Source organism: Bacillus sp. ISL-51 (assembly GCF_018613535.1).
Taxonomy (GTDB): domain Bacteria; phylum Bacillota; class Bacilli; order Bacillales; family Bacillaceae; genus Bacillus.
Window position 1 is genome coordinate 69956 of sequence record NZ_JAGGQB010000003.1, and the last position, 20149, is coordinate 90104.

Consider the following 20149-nt stretch of genomic DNA (forward strand, 5'->3'; position numbering starts at 1 on the left):
TTTTGATTTCTACAATTATTTTTGAATCAAAGATGTTCCAGTCATTTCTTTCGGTTTTTCAACACCGAGAAGGTCTAATAACGTTGGTGCAAGGTCGCCTAGGATTCCGCCTTCACGCAGAGTCACGCCTTCTTTTGTCACAATGACAGGGACTGGGTTTGTCGTATGGGCAGTGTGCGGTTCGCCGGATTCTGTAATCAGAACGTCTGCATTACCGTGATCAGCGGTAATGATGGCGTGTCCGCCCTTAGCGATAATGGCGTCAACCACTTCGCCTAAGCATTCATCCACTGCTTCAATCGCTTTAATCGTCGGTTCGACCATTCCGGAGTGGCCGACCATGTCAGGGTTTGCAAAGTTCAGGATGATCGCGTCATGCTTGTCAGCCGCGATTTCTTTTACAAGGGCATCCTTCACTTCATACGCGCTCATTTCAGGCTTCAGGTCATATGTTGCAACCTTCGGCGAGTTAATGAGGAGGCGCTCTTCACCCGGGAATTCTTCTTCGCGGCCGCCGCTCATAAAGAACGTGACGTGCGGATACTTTTCGGTTTCCGCGATGCGAAGCTGTTTTAATCCGTGCTGTGATAATACTTCACCGACCGTATTATCAAGGTTTACCGGTTTAAAAGCTACATATCCGTCAACTGATTCACTGAAATGAGTCAGGCAGACGAAATGCAGGTTTTTCGGATGGTTTTCCCCGCGGTCAAAGTCGCGGAAATCTTTATTGGTAAACGTGTTGGAAATCTGGATGGCGCGGTCCGGTCTGAAATTATAGAAAATCACAGAATCGCCGTCATGAATTGTCGCAACAGGTTCACCGTTTTCTTTTGTAATGACGGACGGAATGACGAATTCATCATGAATGCCGTTCGCATAAGAATCGTCTACTACATCCATCGCGCTCTTGTAAGACGGGCCTTCGCCATACGCCATTGCGCGGTACGCTTTTTCCACACGGTCCCAGCGTTTGTCGCGGTCCATGGAATAGTAGCGTCCGGAAATGCTGGCGATTTCGCCGACACCGATCTCTTTGATTTGCTCATTCAGCTGCTGAATGTAGGTTTTCGCTGTTTGCGGGCCTACATCGCGGCCGTCAAGGAAACCGTGAATATACACCTTCGTCAGCCCTTCATTTTTCGCAAGCTTTAACAGCGCGAACAAATGATTGATATGGCTGTGTACGCCTCCGTCAGACAGAAGGCCGAACAGGTGAAGCGCTTTGTTGTTTTCTTTCGCGTGGCTGATCGCGTCAAGGAACGTTTGATTGCGTTCAAATTCCCCTTCACGGATGGCAACGTTCACGCGTGTTAAGCTTTGGTACACAATACGTCCGGCGCCGATATTTAAGTGGCCGACTTCGGAGTTCCCCATCTGCCCTTCCGGCAGTCCGACAGCCTCGCCTGAAGCGGTCAGCGTCTGATGAGGGTATTGGTTCCAATAACGGTCGAAATTCGGTTTTTTCGCTTGTGCGACTGCGTTTCCGACTGTTTCATTGCGTAATCCGAACCCATCAAGAATGATGAGTGCAGCTGGTTTTTTACTCATATTGACCTTCCTCCAATAATTGAACGAATGACTGCGGTTCAAGGCTTGCGCCGCCGACCAAAGCACCGTCAATATCGGACTCTGCCATATACTCTTTAATATTTGCAGGCTTTACGCTGCCGCCGTATTGAATGCGGAGCTTGTCAGCTGCTTCCTGGCTGACGCTTTCAGCGACGGTTTGACGGATATGCGCGCACACGTCGTTTGCATCTTTAGAAGTTGAAGATTTGCCTGTTCCGATTGCCCAGATTGGCTCGTAAGCAATAACAGAAGCTGCAACTTGTTCTTCAGAAAGACCCGCAAGGCCTTTTTTCACTTGATCGGCAACAAGATCATTTGTTTTGCCGGCTTCGCGCTCTTCAAGCGTTTCACCTACACAGATGATCGGCACGATACCGTGTTTGAACGCGGCATGCGCTTTTTTGTTGACAGTTTCGTCAGTTTCAGCGAACATTTCACGGCGCTCAGAGTGGCCGATGACGCAGTAGTCCACGCCAAGGTCTTTCAGAGCGACCGGGCTGATTTCACCTGTGAACGCACCGTTTTCTTCAAAGTGCATGTTTTGGGCGCCGACTTTTAAGTCAGTTCCTTTAACAGCAGAAGTCAGCTTTTCTAAGAAAAGCGCTGGCGCGCAAACAACGGCTTCCGCTTTGTCTGCTGCTGGAATGGAAGATTTCACTTCTTCAACGAAGCTGACAGCCTCGCCGAGTGTTTTGTTCATTTTCCAGTTACCGGCTATAATTGGTTTTCTCATCTGTTCCACTTCCTTATAGCAGTTTTTATTTATCGTTCAGCGCCGCTACCCCTGGAAGCTCTTTGCCTTCCATAAATTCAAGGGAAGCGCCGCCGCCTGTTGAGATGTGGCTCATTTTGTCAGCAAGGCCGAATTTTTCAACGGCTGCCGCAGAATCTCCTCCGCCGATGACAGAGTATGTATCTTTTGCCTCTGCCAACGCTTCAGCCACAGCTTTTGTGCCTTGAGCGAACAAGTCGATTTCGAATACGCCCATCGGTCCGTTCCACACGACAAGTTTACTGTTTTTGATAACATCAGCATACGTTTCGCGTGTTTTCGTTCCGATATCAATCGCTTCTAAATCACTTGGAATTTCAGAAACCGGCACCATTTTTACGTTTGCGTCGTTAGAGAAATCATCCGCAACCAATACATCTTCAGGCATATAGAATTTCACGCCTTTTTCTTTCGCACGGTCCATGAATGATTTCGCGAGCTCGATTTTATCTTCTTCAAGCAAAGATTTACCGATTTCATATCCGAGGGCTTTGACGAATGTGTAAGCAAGACCTCCGCCGATGATCAGGTTGTCCACTTTATCAAGCAGGCTTTCGATCACGCCGATTTTGTCTTTTACTTTCGCTCCGCCGATGATCGCCGTAAACGGGCGCTCAGGATTTGTAACGGCTTTGCCGAGAACATCAAGCTCTTTTTCCATTAAGAACCCTGCAACGGCCGGCAGATGTTCAGCGATTCCTGCTGTAGATGCATGCGCGCGGTGGGCAGCACCGAAAGCGTCATTGACATATACATCTGCAAGATCAGCGAATGCTTTTGCAAGCTCAGGATCGTTTTTCTCTTCACCAGGGTAGAAGCGTACGTTTTCTAATACGAGAATGTCTCCGTCTTTCATGTCAGAAATCTTTGCTTTTACAGCATCGCCATAAGCTTCATCCGCTTTTTTCACTTCTTTTCCGAGCAGTTCGCCTAAGCGTGCAGCGACAGGAGTTAAACGAAGCTCCTCTGCAGCTGCGCCTTTCGGACGGCCTAAATGGCTTGCCAGAAGGACTTTTGCGCCTTGGTCTGCAAGGTATTGAATGGTTGGAAGCGCAGCGCGGATACGAGTATCGTCTGTTACTTCCCCGTCTTTCATTGGAACGTTAAAGTCAACGCGGCAGAATACGACTTTGCCTTTTACGTCGATGTCTTTTACTGTTTTCTTATTCATGCCTTAGGAGATCCTCCTTCAAAATGGTTTACATAGCACGAAAAACGTGAAACCGCCTTATGATGCGTTCCGCCGCGGGGCAGATTGCAGCTGTCGGCACGGGGCAGATCGTCTTCGGAGCCTGGGCAGGCGGCCCGGAAACGAAAGTGCCGCACAGATGCAAAACGCGAGCGTTCTTCACCAATTCCGGCGTTCTCTGAAAGCAGGTCCTCATGGAAAAAGGGAAAGGGAGTCCGTCCCCTTCCCTTGTCCGCTTTCATTATAGCGTTTCTGTCCGAAAGAACCAAGTCCGGCCCTTTCAGGGAGCTATGAATTAAAGACCTTGTTTCGCGATGTAAGCTGCAAGGTCAACAACGCGGTTAGAGTAGCCGCTTTCGTTATCGTACCAAGAGATTACTTTTACCATGCTGCCTTCCATAACCATTGTAGAAAGAGCATCGATTGTAGAAGAGTTTTTGTTTCCGTTGTAATCGCCAGAAACTAATGGCTCTTCGCTATAGCCAAGGATTCCTTTAAGATCTCCTTCAGCCGCTTCTTTAAGAGCTGCGTTTACGTCTTCAGCCGTTACGTCTTGGTTCAGTTCAGCAACTAAGTCAACAAGAGAAACGTTTGGAGTCGGGACACGCATAGCTCCGCCGTTCAGTTTGCCTTTCAGTTCAGGAAGAACGAGAGAAACTGCTTTTGCAGCACCAGTTGATGTAGGAATGATGTTTTCAGCTGCTGCACGCGCACGACGGTAGTCTTTGTGCGGAAGATCAAGGATTTGCTGATCGTTCGTGTAAGAGTGAACAGTTGTCATCATACCGCGTTTGATGCCGAATTTATCGTTAAGTACTTTAGCAAACGGCGCAAGGCAGTTTGTTGTGCAAGATGCGTTAGAGATAACGTCATGGTTAGCCGCATCGTATTTATCTTCGTTAACACCCATAACGATTGTGATATCTTCTTCGTTAGCAGGTGCAGAAATGATTACTTTTTTCGCGCCAGCTTCTAAGTGTTTTGCAGCGTCTGCGCGTTTTGTGAAGAAACCAGTAGATTCAACTACGATTTCAACGCCTTGTTTGCCCCAGCTGAGTTTCGCAGGATCGCGCTCAGCAGAAACTTCAATTGTTTTACCGTTAACAACAAGGTTGTTACCGTCAACTGAAACCTCAGCGTCTAATTTTCCGTGTACAGAATCATATTGTAAAAGGTGAGCGAGCATGTTAGCGTCTGTTAAATCGTTAACCGCTACGACCTCAACTTCAGGATTATTTAATGCTGCGCGGAATACGTTACGTCCAATACGACCAAAACCGTTAATACCGACTTTTACTGCCATGATTGTTTCCTCCTTTAAATAAGTGAGAGATATTTATATTGAGGGACTGGTATCCCTTAATAACTTCTTTGCGGCTCCTTCGTCCGTGACGAGAACCGTGTTTCGCTGCTTTTTGAAATAAGCCTCGATCGCTTCTGCTTTTGATGATCCGCCCGCTACCGCGATAATGTCGGGAATTTCGTCGATGTCATCGAGCTGCATTCCGACTGAATGCACCTTATGGACGACTTCGCCATCCGCGTTAAAGTAGTAGCCGAATGCTTCTGTCACCGCGCGGTTGTCATCTATTTTCTTCAAATCTTCCAGAGGCGTGTTTCTGCGCTCCGCCATTGTTCTAGCTTCACCGATTCCGTGAACCAGCATACTCGCTGATTTAATGGTGTTGAGCACCTCTTTTACGGAAGGCTCTTCAATAATAGATGAATAGGCCCCTTGTGACAGCTGTCCCGGAACAAACAAAAGCCGATAAGTGCCTGAAGCTTTTTCTGCCATATGTGCGCATATGGTGTTCGCCTGATTTTTGACGTTTTCGCCTAAACCGCCCCTTGCCGGCACAAACAGGAGCTCGCGGTTTTTTGAATCCGGCGTCATCATATCAGCGACAGCTTCAATTGTCGTACCGCCGGTTACAGCGACGATATTTTTTCCTGAAAATTTCTTTTTCATACATGCGACGGCCGCTCTCCCCAATTCTTTTTTAACCCAAGGAGATTGGTCGCTGTCTCCGGAAACGATAATGGCGTCTTTCAGATTAAGCCGCTCCTTTAATGTCTTTTCCAAAAGCGTCAATCCTAAAACATCCTTCATCGTATCTTCCAGAATCGAAAGCAGTGAATAGCCCTCTTCCGTCAGTGTCATGCCGTTTGTTTTAATATCAATGAGATTCTGTTCTTTCAGAAACTGAACCTCGCTTCTGAGCACGCGCTCGGTCAATCCGAGGCTGGCTGACAGACTTCTGCGGCCGATTGGTTCAGTAAGCCTGATATACTGCAAGATTTCAAATCTTTTTTGCATCACAAGCAAAAGATCAGGCAATAATTTTTTTTGAGCTTGTATTAACTGGTTCATGACTCAAACGTTCCTTCCTATTCATACTGGACAGAAAATGTCCCGCTATGACAAAAAACGTCCCATCATAGCCAAAAAAAATTATGTCTGCTTTCTTTAATTATTTTAACAGGGTGACATTGTTAATTCAACTGTTAAAGGCTAATTCCTCGACATTCTTCGCAGATTTTACCAGTATCTCCTTTATAAAGTTATTATATACAAATATGATAAAAAGGTGACAGAGAGAAGCCCGCTGCGGCAGGCTTAAGGGGACTTCCTTCATTAAAACGCTTTCATTTTACCCAGAGCTTCTCTATCTCTTCCAAGGATTTGTTTTTAGTCTCCGGACAGATCGTCACGACAAACAAAAAACAGAGGACGTTAATGACGGCGAATATCCAAAAAGTATAGGCGAGGCCGAATGCACTGATCATCATCGGCACGAACTGGCCGATCGCCCAGTTTGCCCCCCATAAGAAGATCGTCGCGATGCCGGCGGCTCGGGCGCGGAGATGATTCGGAAAGATTTCTGAAATCATGATCCATGTAATCGGCCCGACTGAAACGCAGAAAGCGGCAACGAACCCTAAAATAATGATGACGAGCACAGGCCCGCTGGCCAGCTGAAAATAAAAGGACGCGCCGATCAATATCATAAACAGCGCCATAAAGGCCGAACCGACGCCCATCAGTTTTTTCCGGCCGACTTTATCTACTAAAAGGACCGCAATAACGGTAAAGATCACCTCTACGACACCGACGATGCAGGTCGTTACAAATCCTGCATTCTGGCCGAAGCCCATCATTTTAAAGATTTCCGGTCCGTAATACGTAATCGCGTTCATTCCGATGACCTGGTTGAACAGGGCCAGCAGGATGCCGATGATCAGCGCTTTTCTCAGACCCGGCTTAAACAGCTGGGACAGCGATCCCATTTTTTCTAATTGTAAAGAAGTTTCTATTTGTTTGATTTCTTCTTTCGCAACTGTTTCTCCATTAATACGCGTCAATACAGAGAGGGCTTCCTTCGTCCGCCCCGCTTTCGCCAGCCAGCGCGGGCTTTCCGGGACCACAAGCAGGACGATAAAAAAGATGACGGACGGAACCATACCATAAGCGAGCATCCACCGCCAGCCGGTGTGCACACCCCATTCATATGAGCCTGATTGCTGGACGGCAAGGTTAATAAAATAAGTGCCGGAGATTCCTAATATCGTAAACAGCTGATACAGCGAGGACAGGCTGCCCCGTATGGCCGGCGGGGCGGCTTCGGTGATATACGTGACAGAAAGCGAGGAGCCCATTCCGATTCCCAAGCCGCCGATGATCCTCGCGATAATTAAGGAAGAAACATTTTGAGAAAGCGCCGAGACGACCGCTGAGACCGCAAACAAAAGCGCTGCCGCCATCAGGATTTTTCTCCGTCCGAAGCGGTCACTCAAAAAACCGGAAATACCGACGCCAAAAACGCCGCCGATCATAATGCTTGAAATCACGAGTCCTTCCATGAAAGGACTCAGGCGGTACAGCTCCTTTAAAAAGCCGATCGCGCCGGAAATCACCGCTGTGTCGTAACCGTACAAAAGACCTCCTAGTCCGGCCGCACAAGAAATGAGAATGACAAATCCCATGGAATGCTGCCGAGTAACAGGTACATTTGAATCAATTGGTGCCGGGTGATTTTTCATGTCATTTACCCTCCCGCTAATAATGGAATAAAAACGCTTACATATTACAGTGCCGGCGCCGTGTTCCTTTTTTCATACACCGCCATAATTGTACGTACTTATTAAGAATTTTAAGTAAAAATCAGCTTAATTAGTACGTACAAATAAAGAATAAGCAGTTTTTCACTTTCTGTCAATTATTTTTATCATTTTATGAAAGGGCTTACTATGTTATACTGAAATTTGTCCGTATACATTTTGGAGGAATTCATATGCTACCGAAATATGCTCAAGTAAAAGAAGAAATATGTTCCTGGCTGAATCAAGGCAAAATACAGCCTGATCAAAAGCTGCCTACGGAAAATGAGCTGATGCAGCAGTTCGGCGTCAGCCGCCATACGATCAGAAAAGCGATCGGGGATTTGGTCTCGCAAGGGCTGCTTTACAGCGTTCAGGGCGGGGGAACCTTTGTCGCTTCACGCTCGGCAAAATCAGCCAGACATTCAAACAAAACGATCGGTGTCATTACAACCTACATATCAGACTATATTTTCCCGAGCATCATCAGGGGAATCGAATCTTATTTAAGCGAGCAGGGCTACTCGATGCTGCTGACCAGCACTAACAACAATACAGAAAGCGAAAGAAGAGGCCTCGAAAATCTGCTGTCCAAAAATATCGACGGACTGATTGTCGAGCCTACAAAAAGCGCCCTGCAAACGCCGAATATCGGCTACTATCTTAATCTTGAGAAAAACGGCATTCCGTTTGCCATGATTAACGCTTCGTATTCGGAGCTTGCAGCGCCAAGCTTTTCCGTCAATGATGTGAAAGGCGGCATGATGGCGGCTGAATATGTGATGTCCCTCGGCCACTCTCACATCATGGGCATCTTTAAAGCCGATGACACACAGGGCGTCAGACGGATGAACGGCTACCTGCAGGCGCACCGGGAGCGGGGGCTGTTTCCTTCTCCCGACATGATCGTGACTTTCACGACAGAAGAAAAAGAAACCGTGCTGCTTGAAAAAATCAAACGCACGCTTGAACAAAACAGCGGTTCTTATCCGACGGCGATTCTTTGTTATAACGACGAAATCGCGCTGAGAACGATTAATTTACTGAGGGAGTCAGGGTTAAAGGTGCCTGATGATGTGTCTGTCATCGGCTACGACGACTCTCATTTCGCCCAAATTTCCGAGGTGAAGCTTACCTCCGTAAAGCACCCGAAATCGATTATGGGGAAAGCGGCGGCGAAGTATGTCATTGACTGCTTAGAGCATAAAAAGCCGAAGCAGGAAGATGTGGTGTATGAACCGGAATTGATTATTAGGAATTCTGTTAAGCAGATTGGGGAGTAAAAAAAGCAATGTGACGGGAGCTCCGTACACATTGCTTTTTTTCATATCAGCTGTTTTTTATATTTGCGATGATTTCAAACGAACGCATTCTGTCAGCATGCTCAAAGCTTTCTGAATTCACCATGATTTCGTCTGCCTGCGTCGTCCGAATAAAGCTTTCCAGCTTTTCCTTTACTTTATCCGGCCCGCCGACGATCGTTGAACTGAGCTGATCATCGACCATCGCTTTTTCATACGGCGACCAGATTTGATCCATATCTTCTACAGGCGGCTTGAGCTGGTTCGGCGTTCCGCGGACGAGGTCTAAAAATCTTTGGTAATGTGATGTCGCCAAATAATCCGCTTTTTCATCCGTATCTGCCGCGATGACGGTGACACCGACCATCGCGTACGGTTTATCCAGCACGTCTGACGGGCGGAATGAGCTGCGGTACAGTTCTAATGCGGGCACCGTGTTTTTCGGCGAGAAGTGGGCCGCAAATGCAAACGGAAGCCCCAGCTCTCCGGCAAGACGGGCGCTGAATCCGCTTGAACCAAGCAGCCAAATCGGCACGTCAAGCCCTTCGCCGGGGATGGCGCGGACTTGATTGCGCACATTGCCTGACGGCTTAAAGTAATTTCTCAGTTCCTCAAGCTGCTCAGGGAAATCCTCCCCGCTGTTAACATTTCGTCTTAACGCTCTTGCCGTTAATTGATCCGTTCCCGGCGCGCGCCCGAGCCCGAGATCAATCCGCCCCGGGTATAACGTTTCAAGGGTGCCGAATTGCTCGGCGATGACAAGTGACGAGTGGTTCGGCAGCATAATACCGCCTGAGCCGACGCGGATTTTTTTCGTACCGCCGGCGATATGCCCGATCAGCACGGACGTCGCCGAGCTTGCGACGCCTTCTATATTATGATGCTCCGCCAGCCAATAGCGGTTATAGCCCCATTCTTCGGCGCGGCGGGCCAGATCCATGCTATTGCGGAACGATTCGGCAACCGTTCCTCCCTGCACGATCGGAGACAAATTTAATACGGAAAACGCAGTATCTTTTAATGTATGTTCAGCCATCGTTTTCTCCTTTATGGTTTAGTGTGATATCACACCTTACCACAGCTCTTGCCGTGAATTAAAGAAATTGATTCGATGAAATTCGAACAATCATTCAGCGGCGGTTTTCTCATGGATGAACAGCTCCTCGGCGATCTCAACAAAAAGCTTGGCGGCAAGCGATGCGTCTTTTATAGAAGGAACGGCCAGCTGCACCTCCCTGAATACGTCCGGCGTAAACTCTTTGATCACCACTTCATCCGGAAGCGGAGTGCCGGCCATTGATATTTCTGATAAAATCGCCAAACCTAAGCCTTCCCGGACCATATTAATAGATGTGCTGACATTAAAAACGGTAAAGGCGGCGCAAAGCTCGGCGCCGGCTTTTTTAAACAGGCCTGCAAACGGGGATGTGTAACCGCCGTCGCATACGATCATCGGTTCGCCGTCCAAATCCTTTATCGTCACGGATGAACGGGTGCACAGCGGATGATCTTTGTGCATGACCGCTGCCATTTTGTCTTTTTTCAGCAGCAGATAATCCATGTCTTCCGTCGGAAAAAGCAGGATACCGGCATCGATCACGCGGGAATGAAGCCATTCCTTCACTTCGTCCGCCGTTCCTTCATGGAGCACCAGCTCAAGCTTCGGATATCTTTGCTTAAACACGCTGATGAGCTTGGGCATAAAATAAGCGGAAGCGGCCGGAAATGTGCCGATGTGAATCGTTCCCTGCTCCAGCCCCTTTTCTGCGGCGGCCAGCTGTTCGACTTTTTCGGTGCCTTTGAGCACCTCCCTGATATGAACGAGGATTTTTTTCCCTGTATCTGTGAGCATTAAGCCGTTTCGGCGGTCACGGATGATCAGCTTGACGCCGAGCTCGGATTCGAACGCCGAGACCGCGTGGCTGACAGCAGGCTGTGTCATGTTCAGCGCCTGCCCCGCTTTTGTGAAGCTTCCCGTTTCTGCTATTTTGACAAAAACCCGTAACTGTGTGATCGTCATAATGTTTTACTTATACTCCTTATAAAAAAGATTCATTTTATTTATCTTCCTGATTACCGTATCATATGATGGAATTGTTCTACAAGGAGTGAACGAAGTGAAACAGCCTACTAAAATACAGACGGCTCTTCTGCTCGCGTTTTTAGTCACCGTATGGGGGATTAACTGGCCGCTGTCAAAAGCGGCGCTCGCCTATTCCCCGCCCCTGCTGTTCGCCGGGATTCGGACGCTTATCGGCGGGCTGCTGCTGCTGATTGTCGCGCTGCCCCGTTTCAGCAAGCTGAGGTTTAAAGAAACGTGGCCGATCTATCTTGTTTCTGCCATTTTAAATATTACATTATTTTACGGCTTGCAAACGATCGGCCTGAATTACCTGCCGGCAGGTTTATTTTCTGCTATCGTGTTCTTTCAGCCTGTCTTGATGGGCATTTTTTCTTGGCTGTGGCTTGGGGAATCGATGTTTGCGCTGAAAATCGCCGGGCTTGTGCTCGGATTTGCCGGGGTGGCCGTCATCAGCGCTGCCGGCTTCGGAGGGCATATTTCCTTTATAGGCATCCTCTTGGCACTCGGTTCAGCGGTCAGCTGGGCGCTCGGCACGGTATTTGTGAAAAAAACGGGAAGCCGCGTCGATTCCATCTGGATGGTCGCTCTTCAGCTTCTCATCGGCGGCGTGCTGCTTGTCAGCTCCGGAGAATTTACGGAAAGCTGGTCGGCGATTCAATGGACAGCTCCGTTTATCCTCAGCCTTCTTTTTATTTCGGTATTTGTCATCGCACTCGGCTGGCTTGTCTTTTTTACGCTTGTCGGTTCAGGGGAAGCGAGCAAGGTTGCCTCTTACACCTTCCTCATTCCGCTGATCTCTATTGTTGTAAGCTCGATTTTTTTACATGAGCCGCTGACTTTCAGCCTTCTGGCCGGGCTTCTCTTGATCGTCACAAGTATTTGCTTTGTCAATATGACACCTAAGAAGCTGAAAACACCGGCTCTGGCCGCAGAAAAAAAGGCCGTTCATTAAAAAACTCTTGCCGAGGGGCAAGAGTTTTTTTATTTATTGATGTCTCCCTTTTACAACATACGCAGCCGTGATGAGCAGATAGATGGCTGCCGTGATGCATGTGATGATGATTGATGTCGTGAAAATGACGCCGACCAGAATGGCCAGTAATGCAATCACCGCAAACCATGTCGTGTACGGGAACCATTTTACATAATACGCCGGCTGCTCCGTTACATGTTTTCTTGATTTCAAATGGGCGAATCCGATGATCAGCCAAATGAACAGCACGGTATAACCGAGGGAACCCATTAAATAATTAAAGGTTTGGCTGCCCGCAAATAAGGAAATCAGAACGCCTACATACAAAAACGATGTACATGTTAAAATCGCGTAAACGGGAACCTTTTTCTTTGAGAGCTTTGAAAAGATCTTCGGCACCCGGCCGTCCGTCGCCTGCGTAAATAATACGCGGGAGGAGCCGTACAGCCCTGAGTTCATGGATGAAATGATCGCCAGCAGAATGACGGCGTTCATGATATGGTCAGCCCCGGGAATCCCGATCATTTTAAACACCATGACAAACGGGCTTTCCGGAGCGCTGTTCACTTGATTCCAAGGGATCAGGCTGACGATAATAAAAAACGGCAGCAAATAAAAAGTGACAATTCGCGTCAATGTTCCTCGCACTGCCTTCGGAATGACCTGTTCGGGATTTTTCGTCTCCGCCAGCGTAACGCCGATGATTTCCGTACCGCCATATGAATAAATAACGACAAGCATCGCCGTAATGACGCCGCCCGCTCCATGCGGGAAAAATCCGCCGTGACTCGTTAAATGCGCCAGGCCCGTTGCTGTGTGATCGCCGAATGAAAAAAATAACAGCAGGATACCGAATAAGATAAACAAGACAATCACTGTAATTTTAATGAGCGCGAGCCAGTATTCTGTCTCAGCAAACAATTTCACAGAAAGCATATTTACGACTGTTACCACTACGGAAATGACCAGGGCAAGCACCCAAATCGGGCAATCCGGCAGCCAATATTGGATAAAAATCGCGGCAACTACCGCCTCCGCGGCAATATTCAGCACCCACATTTTCCAGTAAATCCAGTCTAAAAAGTACGCCGCGTACGGGCCGAGAGACTGCTGAACCAAATCCCGGAACGTTCTTGCATTCCGGTTTCGCACGGCCATTTCGGCCAGACCCTGCATAATAAACAGCAAAATGATTCCTCCGAGCAGATACGCCAATAAAACGGCCGGCCCAGCTTCATCAATCGCCGTGCTGCTGCCTTTAAACAGCCCCGCTCCAATTGCTCCTCCCAGCGCCATCATCATAATGTGTCTGGACGACATCGTCCGTTTTAACGTTTGTTTGTTGTCCTTATCCATCTATCACACGCCCTCTTCTTTTTTCACACATAAAAAAGGCACGCCGTCTCTTCGGTAAAAGAGACGGCGTGCCTTAGGCCAACCGCGGTACCACTCTTGTTGATTCCGAAAGATCCGGAACCCAGCTTATGAACCTGGTAACGAAGGTCAGCCGTTAGGACATAGGGAATATTCCGACAATTCCGTTCCATCCTGCCACTTCCGGGCGAGTTCAAAGAATAATCAGTCCGCGTTGCACCACCCCGCGGCTCTCTGTGTCTGACTGGATTCCTTTACTGCTCCCGTTCACAGTGTTTTATGTTTGAATCTGCTGTTTTTTTATTTTCTGAATATAGTAACATAATATACAGCCTTCTATTTTCAAAGTCAATACACAATTTTCGTGCTGGTTTTCTTTTCATTCCTATATAAAACATTATGACTGAACATGGTTATATTCCTTTGTGGGTTGATTGAGTCCCTTTCACATGGAGTAGTCAGTACTTTTTATCAATTGATGGAACAGAAAAAACGACAAAAAATTTCTAAGGTATATGGACTGAGCGACAAAGAAATAGCAGAAATATTAAAGGTTTTGACTCTTATTTCGGAGTATCTCAACTTGGCGACTTTCCTCATTTCATTTCTAATAAGTTTGAATAAAATAAAGATCCATCGGAGTAAGCAGACTTCTTTAAAGTTTTCTTTTAATTTAACTCCAGTTATTTTTCTAAATTCCATGTAGAAATCAGGAATAATACTCTAATTTTTTTAAAACCATTGACATGAAACCAATTCCACAAACTAAACTCATGTGGAACACTAGTTGGCGTAACACAAAAGGGTTTAGAAGCATTAGTGGCGTTACAGCTAGTGTTGTGTGAATTTTTAAAGGAGATTTTCAGGATATGAATGAATTAGTCATGTTTGATTGGATGAATAAAAATATTGCTCCTTTTGCATAAACTAAAAGTAATGGAATTATTGCAATTAAGTACACTGCTTGTAAATATGGATAAGATTTAATGGAAAAAGAAATCATAATGATGAGAAGATATGCTATAGGAAGTTAAACAATCTACCTATATTTTTACAATAAATGAGAAATAAAGGGTTGTTATGGTACGCGTTTCATACTTTAAGATGATGATGTGTCTTCGCTGAATACTAAATAAACATTTCCAGGAGGAATTACCTATGCAGTCTAGTACATCATTTAATAGCCCAGCTTACCTTGAAACAAATGGAGTAATGAAAATCGCTGATATAACCTATAGTAATAATGAATGGCTGAACTTCGAAATTGGCGGAGAAGGGATTTTTAAGAAATCAGGTTCTTATTTAGTCCCATCTCTCCCGGTAGAGTTTCATTGTCATGGAATCGGTCACTATGATTTTAGCAATTTAGATCAATTAGATATTGAAAAGATCAATACACTAGCTGAATTAGAAGGGATTTTCTGTGTACCCTCTATCTTTCTTCCTCATAACCAGTTAGACCAATTTGTAGTCTTTATGAAAGAATTCTATAAGCAATAGAGAAAAGGACGTTACCGTAATATTTTAGGTATTTCACTAGAAGGACCATTATTGGCCAGCTTTGCAGGCACACCAGAAAGAGGGAATTGGGCACCATTAAAAGAAGAATGGGAAAAGATCGCGTCTTGTGGAGAATATGGTCTTATTTATACTGTACTGTCTCCAGATGCTATGACTGAAAACTCCTATCTAAAGAAATATATCACTGAAGAACATCCAAGTTTAGAATGGATTGTAGATACACTTGTGGAGGCTGGAGTAAAGCCGGCGTTAGGTCACTTCCAAAAAGCATATCCAGAGGAAACCTCTAGACTTATAATGAAAGTTATAGATACAGCGCAAAAACGCAGCAGTTATGCTGGATCAGATGCTGTTTTAACAGACCATTTGTTTAATGATATGCCAAACAATTTTAAACACACCTGGAGAACACCCCAAGAAAGAGCACATAGATTAGAGGGGTTAAAAGATGCTCGATTAGATAAATGGAACTTAGATAATATAAACACACTTGTCGGAGAAGTTCCTGGCACTTTGATGAGAGCCGCGAAAGAAGGTTTATTAACAATTTGTATGAATTTTGATAGTGAACATGCAGACTTAGAAATTGCACGACGAGTTGTAGAACTTGTTGGCTCTCAGGGTATTATAGCAATGACAGATCGCATTGACACAGACTCCATGTGTGGCCAATCCTTAGAAAAAATTGAAGGAAATAATTTGTGGTATCAAGGAAAAGGGTATGTAGCAGCAGGATCTTACACAATTGATCGACTTATGCATAATATTCGGGCTATAGGTTTTAATGAGAAGGTTGTATGGAATATGACTTCATTTGTACCATTAAAAGCTTGTAATTTCTTAAATGAACTTGAAAACCTATCCATGAAGCCATTCAGTTTTATAGATGAAACGAAAAAAAGAACTCATTTCAAAGCGCCTATCCCAGAGCTGATTCTAGACTAAGCAAAAAAGACCACTTTAAAGTGGTCTTTTTAAGTTGACTTTCTTTTAATAAATTTTAGATCCAACTTATTTATATTGGGGACATCTTTGTTATTAATTAAGTTATATAATAAGTTTGCTGCTGTTTGTCCCAACTCTTTAATGGGTTGATGTATCGTTGAAAGTTCTATTACCTTAGATATCGGCTGATTATCAAATCCTATAACCGCCAGATCTTCAGGTATTCGTATTCCCTGCCTCTTCGCTTCATAAATAATCCCAGCAGCAACATAATCACTTCCTACAACCATTGCCGTAGGACGAGGTGACTTATTTAGAAATGATTTTGCTATTTCAATACCATTCTCAATGGTGTACTGTTCTTCAAAGTACCAATTATAACTCCATTTCAAGCCGTATTCATTTTGAAAGTGAAAAAATGATTTTTTTCGACTTATGCCAACACCACTCTTAGGATTTCCTATACATAGACCAATGGATTGATGTCCTTGATTACGCAAATGATCAATAGCCATTTTGATTCCTGACTCATGATTAATAAATATATGTGCAACCTGTTTGCTTGCAGAAGCTTCACAGGAAACAATATTACCAAATCCAGATATCTCGTCGAGTACGTGATGGGGGCTTATACAGGATCCTAAAATAAGACCGTCAATAAGTTTGTATTTTAATCTGTTAAAAAACTCCAGTTCTTGTTCGGGATCGTTATTTGACTGGTGCACAAGTAAACTATAATTATGTTTATTACACTCTTCACCTATTCCAGCAATTAGTTTGCTGAAAAATGGATGGTTGATTTTAGGAACAATGACTCCGAATACATTTGTCTTCCCCCTAGATAGGTTAATCGCGTTGAAATTTGGTACATAATTTAATTCCTTCATAGCTTTTAAAACAGCGTCTCGTTTCTCAGGTTTTACATAAGGATGATTATTGAGAACCCTAGATACTGTGGTCCGAGAAACGTTCGCTTTCTTTGCTATCTCTGTAATGTTTGTCATTACTATTACTCCTTCTTAGGCAGCGTTATCAGGATTTTACGCTAAACAGCACCAAGGAAAAATACTCTAAATCAAGGATAAGCATAATTAATTGACTTTATCATGGCGTATATTAAAATGTGCGCTTTCCTGACTATGTCCCTCACTATAAATAGAACGGGGCTTACCCATCTTGTGTAATAGTTTATCAAATAAACCTACTAATATCCCTAGACACAGCAACACAATGATGGTTCCTAACCCAATCGGCCCCTGAAGAATGATTGAAAGTACAAAAGCTAAAGCTTCCCCTATAGTCTTTGTAATATTAATACCCCAACCTGTACGTTCAGTAATAGCTAACATTAATTCATCATTCGGTATCGAAGGAAAAGATGCTCTTAAATAAATAGCGATTCCCATAGCCAATATACATAACCCTATCAAAAATAAACTCCATTGAAGAATTACAGCATCTGTTTTTAAGAATGAAAGAATCTTTGAGTTTAAAAGGTCAACAAAAACTCCAATAATAAAAATCGGAATAAAACCGGCCAGATTAGGAAACCGCATTTTTATTAGGCTATTTATAAAGATAAGGATTCCTCCGACAATGAAAACCCATGACCCAATTGTAAGGCCAATTAGTTCTGATAAAGCCACATTTAGAGCATCCCAGGGGGCAATCCCAGTATTAGATTTAATCATACATACAACCCCTAAGGATAAAACAAACAATCCAACAATATAAATTAAACATCTTTTAACAAAATGGCTCATGATTGTATACTCTGCGGTTTAGGGTCTTCTTCTTTAGTTAGAATATAGTGATCGAAAGCATAAGATACACCACACTCATAATTCGATAACGTTTTGAAAGTAGCCAATTGAATAAGCCTCTTATCAGCATTTCCCATGGCTATCCCTATTCCTGCTACATTAAACATAGGCAGATCATTTAGATTGTCACCTATTGCTATTGCATTTTCTGCATCAATTTCATAATATTCACAAAGTTTATTCAATGACGCTCCTTTATCTACCCCCGCACTTGTGATTTCTAGATTGAATGCGCCTGAACTAGTTACGACACACTCCTTCAGTTGTCCAAAATATTCTTTTGCTTTTTTTAATTTTATTTGGTTTGGCGAAACTATCATAAATTTTATGACATAACGATAATCGTTAGGGTTAATTGTACCCGGTATTTCCTCTAACCCGTATTGATGTATTTGAGCTTTAATAGAATTCCAAAACACCTCTTGATTAAAATGAGGCTCTTCCATTACTGTATCGTAAAGTTCTTTTTCAAGTTGCTGAATCCCCTGATTTGATACGATAATTTTGTCAGATAAGTAAATCTGATAATAGATTTCCTCTTTATTTAACCATGTTATGATAGGCTGGATTACATCTGAATCCATAAAATGTTCGAATATAACCTGGTTTTCTACATAAATTTGGGCTCCGTTTGAAGCAATGATCGGAAAATTTAAATTATATTTATTGATGATGTGTATTGCATCAAATAGAGCCCTTCCTGTAGCGATTGTTACAATATGCCCTTGTTTTTGTCCAAGCTTTAAGGCACTTACATCTTGTTCTTGGATAGTTAAGTTCTCTGATAACAGCGTACCATCTAAGTCAATTGCAATTACTTTCATGTGAATTTCCTCCCTGGATTTTAAAAATCATTGAAAGTATAAAGTATGGTACGCGTTTCAGAGCAATTAGATTATTATATTAATTTAAAGTTTTTCTGAGAAGCTAAACTACAATGATTTAAATTAAAAATTTTGATTAGAACTGTGTTTCTCAGGCGGTCTCCGACTAAATGACCTCTCTCTTTTGATAAATGCAGTTAATAATGAATTGACTGCTAATAGTGAAAAACTTAGGAGGTCAGTACTGCTCATAATAGGCCTGCTCGTTTCGCACACCTCTTCATGTGATGGTACCTCCTCACTTACATCTAGATCAACTTATAACGAATCATTCATAGGTTGTTCTTCATAAGTTTCAATGTGTTCAATTGTATTATTATCCTTCGGAATAGATGAGAACAGAGAAGTTATTCCATTTGAAGAATCAATCATTTTATCTAGAACTTCAGGCACTGGAAACTCACTAGAAACTGAGCTGTGACAGGACAGCTTACCATAAAGAGTTTGACTCACTGCCAGCAACTTGGGCACCGGCACTTTTCTGAGAACACTCACTTTTTATAAAAAGCGGGTGTATTAAGTTTCACTGAGACGATGTCCCCGCCATACTTTTCTCTTTTCTTCAATACGTGGTAAAGAAAGCAAAAACCTGTTTCCCTTATAACAGAACTTGCTATATCATAAAAGTATGCGTTTACATTCGAGTAGGGAGGTTTTAGCATGACCCCTGTCCATACAAGTAGCATCGGGAAAATCCAAGCAGCCAGCAAAGGCTTATCTCCAAAATTGAGAGCCATTGCAGACCATATCGTGAAGGAACCGAAAGATGTGATTCACCTGTCCATCATTCAGCTGGCAGAAAAAACAAAAAGCTCTGAAGCGACGATCTTCAGGCTGTGCAAGCGGCTCGGTTTTTCCGGCTATCAGGATTTAAAAATCACGCTTGCCCAGGAAATCGTTCAGGAGCCGGTGCAGCATCTGCATGAAGATATGAGTCCGGATGATGATATTGAAGTGATCATTCAGAAGGTTTTCCGAACGAATATTTCCGGCCTCACGGATACCTTTCATTTATTAGATCCCGCTGACGTAGAAAAAGCGGTAGAGCTGATTCATCAGGCCGACAGAATCGAGTTTTACGGAAATGGCGGCTCAGGACTGATCGCCACCGATGCCTATCATAAGTTTATGCGCACGGGCTTAAATTGCATTGCCCATACCGATTCCCATTTTCAGGCGATGTCAGCGGGGCTTCTCGGTCCCGGCAGCGTGGTCATCGGTATTTCCCATTCAGGCAGCAACAAGGATGTGCTCGATGCCGTAAAAACGGCCAAATCGCTCGGCGCCGGCACGATCGGCATTACCAGCTACCAAAAATCGCCGCTCACCCAGATTTCTGACGTGGTGTTATATACATCAACAAGGGAGACGGCCTTCAGGACGGAAGCGATGTCCGCAAGGCTCGCCCAGCTGACGGTCATCGATACGTTATATTTCGCGACGGCACGCCTGAGGCAGGAAAAAACGCTTTCCAACCTGCAGAAAATCAGAAAAATGATCGCGCACAAACGTTTGTAACCGTTTTCTCAAGATTTATTTTTTAAAAGCCAAAATGCCGATACAGCGGGATGTAAGGCAATTTTGTGAAAAAATTTTTCTTCCTTATCGTTGATT

The 20149-nt window shown here is 44.4% G+C and carries 18 protein-coding genes and 1 other annotated feature; of the genes, 6 read left to right on the plus strand and 12 right to left on the minus strand.

Features of this window, described 5'->3' with window-relative positions; all coding sequences use genetic code 11:
- Positions 1 to 15: 15 nt before the first annotated feature.
- From gpmI to J7E26_RS02000, 3 genes are read right to left on the minus strand one after another with little or no spacing between them, the layout of a single operon-like run.
- Complete coding sequence (gpmI, locus tag J7E26_RS01990; RefSeq protein WP_214802870.1) at positions 16 to 1551, minus strand: 2,3-bisphosphoglycerate-independent phosphoglycerate mutase; 1536 nt, start codon at positions 1549 to 1551, stop codon at positions 16 to 18.
- On the minus strand, positions 1544 to 2305 hold the full coding sequence (tpiA, locus tag J7E26_RS01995) for a triose-phosphate isomerase (RefSeq protein ID WP_214802866.1): 762 nt from the start codon (positions 2303 to 2305) through the stop codon (positions 1544 to 1546). Before tpiA ends, gpmI begins: the two co-directional genes overlap by 8 nt.
- A gap of 25 nt (positions 2306 to 2330) precedes the next feature.
- The gene (locus tag J7E26_RS02000) at positions 2331 to 3515 is read right to left on the minus strand and encodes a phosphoglycerate kinase (RefSeq protein ID WP_214802864.1); all 1185 of its coding nucleotides are present in this window, start codon (positions 3513 to 3515) and stop codon (positions 2331 to 2333) included.
- A gap of 59 nt (positions 3516 to 3574) precedes the next feature.
- On the opposite strand from J7E26_RS02000, the gene J7E26_RS02005 reads away from it, so the two are divergent.
- A complete protein-coding gene (locus J7E26_RS02005; RefSeq protein WP_214802860.1) occupies positions 3575 to 3715 on the plus strand; it encodes a hypothetical protein in 141 nt (46 codons plus the stop codon).
- 113 nt (positions 3716 to 3828) lie between these two features.
- Here J7E26_RS02005 and gap read toward each other — a convergent pair whose 3' ends face one another.
- The 3 genes from gap to araE form a co-directional block, all read right to left on the minus strand.
- On the minus strand, positions 3829 to 4836 hold the full coding sequence (gap, locus tag J7E26_RS02010; RefSeq protein WP_214802857.1) for a type I glyceraldehyde-3-phosphate dehydrogenase: 1008 nt from the start codon (positions 4834 to 4836) through the stop codon (positions 3829 to 3831).
- Positions 4837 to 4869: 33 nt separating this feature from the next.
- A complete protein-coding gene (gene cggR, locus J7E26_RS02015) occupies positions 4870 to 5904 on the minus strand; it encodes a sugar-binding transcriptional regulator (RefSeq protein WP_214802854.1) in 1035 nt (344 codons plus the stop codon).
- A gap of 275 nt (positions 5905 to 6179) precedes the next feature.
- The gene (gene araE / locus J7E26_RS02020) at positions 6180 to 7574 is read right to left on the minus strand and encodes an arabinose-proton symporter AraE (protein ID WP_214802851.1); all 1395 of its coding nucleotides are present in this window, start codon (positions 7572 to 7574) and stop codon (positions 6180 to 6182) included.
- A 251-nt stretch (positions 7575 to 7825) separates the two neighbouring features.
- Between araE and araR the strand changes: the two genes are divergently transcribed.
- Positions 7826 to 8914 (plus strand): arabinose utilization transcriptional regulator AraR, encoded by a 1089-nt coding sequence (gene araR / locus J7E26_RS02025; RefSeq protein WP_214802848.1) that lies wholly within the window; start codon positions 7826 to 7828, stop codon positions 8912 to 8914.
- A 46-nt stretch (positions 8915 to 8960) separates the two neighbouring features.
- On the opposite strand, the gene J7E26_RS02030 is transcribed toward araR, so the two are convergent.
- Both J7E26_RS02030 and J7E26_RS02035 read right to left on the minus strand, forming a co-directional pair.
- The gene (locus tag J7E26_RS02030) at positions 8961 to 9968 is read right to left on the minus strand and encodes an LLM class flavin-dependent oxidoreductase (protein WP_214802845.1); all 1008 of its coding nucleotides are present in this window, start codon (positions 9966 to 9968) and stop codon (positions 8961 to 8963) included.
- A 90-nt stretch (positions 9969 to 10058) separates the two neighbouring features.
- Positions 10059 to 10952, minus strand: coding sequence for a LysR family transcriptional regulator (locus tag J7E26_RS02035; protein WP_214802842.1), 894 nt, complete (start codon positions 10950 to 10952; stop codon positions 10059 to 10061).
- A 97-nt stretch (positions 10953 to 11049) separates the two neighbouring features.
- Between J7E26_RS02035 and J7E26_RS02040 the strand changes: the two genes are divergently transcribed.
- Entirely contained in the window at positions 11050 to 11967 is a 918-nt protein-coding gene (locus J7E26_RS02040; protein WP_214802837.1) for a DMT family transporter, read from the plus strand.
- Between the two features lie 33 nt (positions 11968 to 12000).
- Here the strand turns inward: J7E26_RS02040 and J7E26_RS02045 are convergent, their stop codons facing one another.
- The gene (locus J7E26_RS02045; protein WP_214802835.1) at positions 12001 to 13344 is read right to left on the minus strand and encodes an amino acid permease; all 1344 of its coding nucleotides are present in this window, start codon (positions 13342 to 13344) and stop codon (positions 12001 to 12003) included.
- A gap of 56 nt (positions 13345 to 13400) precedes the next feature.
- Positions 13401 to 13642 (minus strand) — a binding site (T-box leader).
- Positions 13643 to 14520: 878 nt separating this feature from the next.
- Here J7E26_RS02045 and J7E26_RS18150 point away from each other — a divergent pair.
- Both J7E26_RS18150 and J7E26_RS02050 read left to right on the plus strand, forming a co-directional pair.
- The gene (locus J7E26_RS18150) at positions 14521 to 14862 is read left to right on the plus strand and encodes a hypothetical protein (protein WP_214985104.1); all 342 of its coding nucleotides are present in this window, start codon (positions 14521 to 14523) and stop codon (positions 14860 to 14862) included.
- 51 nt (positions 14863 to 14913) lie between these two features.
- Complete coding sequence (locus J7E26_RS02050) at positions 14914 to 15828, plus strand: hypothetical protein (RefSeq protein ID WP_214985107.1); 915 nt, start codon at positions 14914 to 14916, stop codon at positions 15826 to 15828.
- A gap of 29 nt (positions 15829 to 15857) precedes the next feature.
- Here the strand turns inward: J7E26_RS02050 and J7E26_RS02055 are convergent, their stop codons facing one another.
- The 3 genes from J7E26_RS02055 to J7E26_RS02065 form a co-directional block, all read right to left on the minus strand.
- A complete protein-coding gene (locus tag J7E26_RS02055; RefSeq protein WP_214802832.1) occupies positions 15858 to 16832 on the minus strand; it encodes a LacI family DNA-binding transcriptional regulator in 975 nt (324 codons plus the stop codon).
- Positions 16833 to 16919: 87 nt separating this feature from the next.
- Positions 16920 to 17519: a DUF6198 family protein gene (locus tag J7E26_RS02060; protein ID WP_214985110.1), complete on the minus strand. Its 600-nt coding sequence runs from the start codon at positions 17517 to 17519 to the stop codon at positions 16920 to 16922.
- Positions 17520 to 17587: 68 nt separating this feature from the next.
- Positions 17588 to 18475: a Cof-type HAD-IIB family hydrolase gene (locus J7E26_RS02065; protein ID WP_214802824.1), complete on the minus strand. Its 888-nt coding sequence runs from the start codon at positions 18473 to 18475 to the stop codon at positions 17588 to 17590.
- Positions 18476 to 19195: 720 nt separating this feature from the next.
- Between J7E26_RS02065 and J7E26_RS02070 the strand changes: the two genes are divergently transcribed.
- Positions 19196 to 20053 carry a MurR/RpiR family transcriptional regulator gene (locus J7E26_RS02070; RefSeq protein ID WP_214802821.1) on the plus strand — a complete coding sequence of 286 codons (858 nt, stop codon included), beginning with the start codon at positions 19196 to 19198 and terminating at the stop codon, positions 20051 to 20053.
- Positions 20054 to 20149 lie beyond the last annotated feature (96 nt).

Excerpts from the sequence above, each read along its gene's own strand:
- gpmI (WP_214802870.1), bottom strand. The coding sequence starts at position 1,551 with ATGAGTAAAAAACCAGCTGCACTCATCATTCTTGATGGGTTCGGATTA.
- tpiA (WP_214802866.1), bottom strand. The coding sequence starts at position 2,305 with ATGAGAAAACCAATTATAGCCGGTAACTGGAAAATGAACAAAACACTC.
- J7E26_RS02000 (WP_214802864.1), bottom strand. The coding sequence starts at position 3,515 with ATGAATAAGAAAACAGTAAAAGACATCGACGTAAAAGGCAAAGTCGTA.
- J7E26_RS02005 (WP_214802860.1), top strand. The coding sequence starts at position 3,575 with ATGATGCGTTCCGCCGCGGGGCAGATTGCAGCTGTCGGCACGGGGCAG.
- gap (WP_214802857.1), bottom strand. The coding sequence starts at position 4,836 with ATGGCAGTAAAAGTCGGTATTAACGGTTTTGGTCGTATTGGACGTAAC.
- cggR (WP_214802854.1), bottom strand. The coding sequence starts at position 5,904 with ATGAACCAGTTAATACAAGCTCAAAAAAAATTATTGCCTGATCTTTTG.
- araE (WP_214802851.1), bottom strand. The coding sequence starts at position 7,574 with ATGAAAAATCACCCGGCACCAATTGATTCAAATGTACCTGTTACTCGG.
- araR (WP_214802848.1), top strand. The coding sequence starts at position 7,826 with ATGCTACCGAAATATGCTCAAGTAAAAGAAGAAATATGTTCCTGGCTG.
- J7E26_RS02030 (WP_214802845.1), bottom strand. The coding sequence starts at position 9,968 with ATGGCTGAACATACATTAAAAGATACTGCGTTTTCCGTATTAAATTTG.
- J7E26_RS02035 (WP_214802842.1), bottom strand. The coding sequence starts at position 10,952 with ATGACGATCACACAGTTACGGGTTTTTGTCAAAATAGCAGAAACGGGA.
- J7E26_RS02045 (WP_214802835.1), bottom strand. The coding sequence starts at position 13,344 with ATGGATAAGGACAACAAACAAACGTTAAAACGGACGATGTCGTCCAGA.
- J7E26_RS18150 (WP_214985104.1), top strand. The coding sequence starts at position 14,521 with ATGCAGTCTAGTACATCATTTAATAGCCCAGCTTACCTTGAAACAAAT.
- J7E26_RS02055 (WP_214802832.1), bottom strand. The coding sequence starts at position 16,832 with ATGACAAACATTACAGAGATAGCAAAGAAAGCGAACGTTTCTCGGACC.
- J7E26_RS02060 (WP_214985110.1), bottom strand. The coding sequence starts at position 17,519 with ATGATTAAATCTAATACTGGGATTGCCCCCTGGGATGCTCTAAATGTG.
- J7E26_RS02065 (WP_214802824.1), bottom strand. The coding sequence starts at position 18,475 with ATGAAAGTAATTGCAATTGACTTAGATGGTACGCTGTTATCAGAGAAC.
- J7E26_RS02070 (WP_214802821.1), top strand. The coding sequence starts at position 19,196 with ATGACCCCTGTCCATACAAGTAGCATCGGGAAAATCCAAGCAGCCAGC.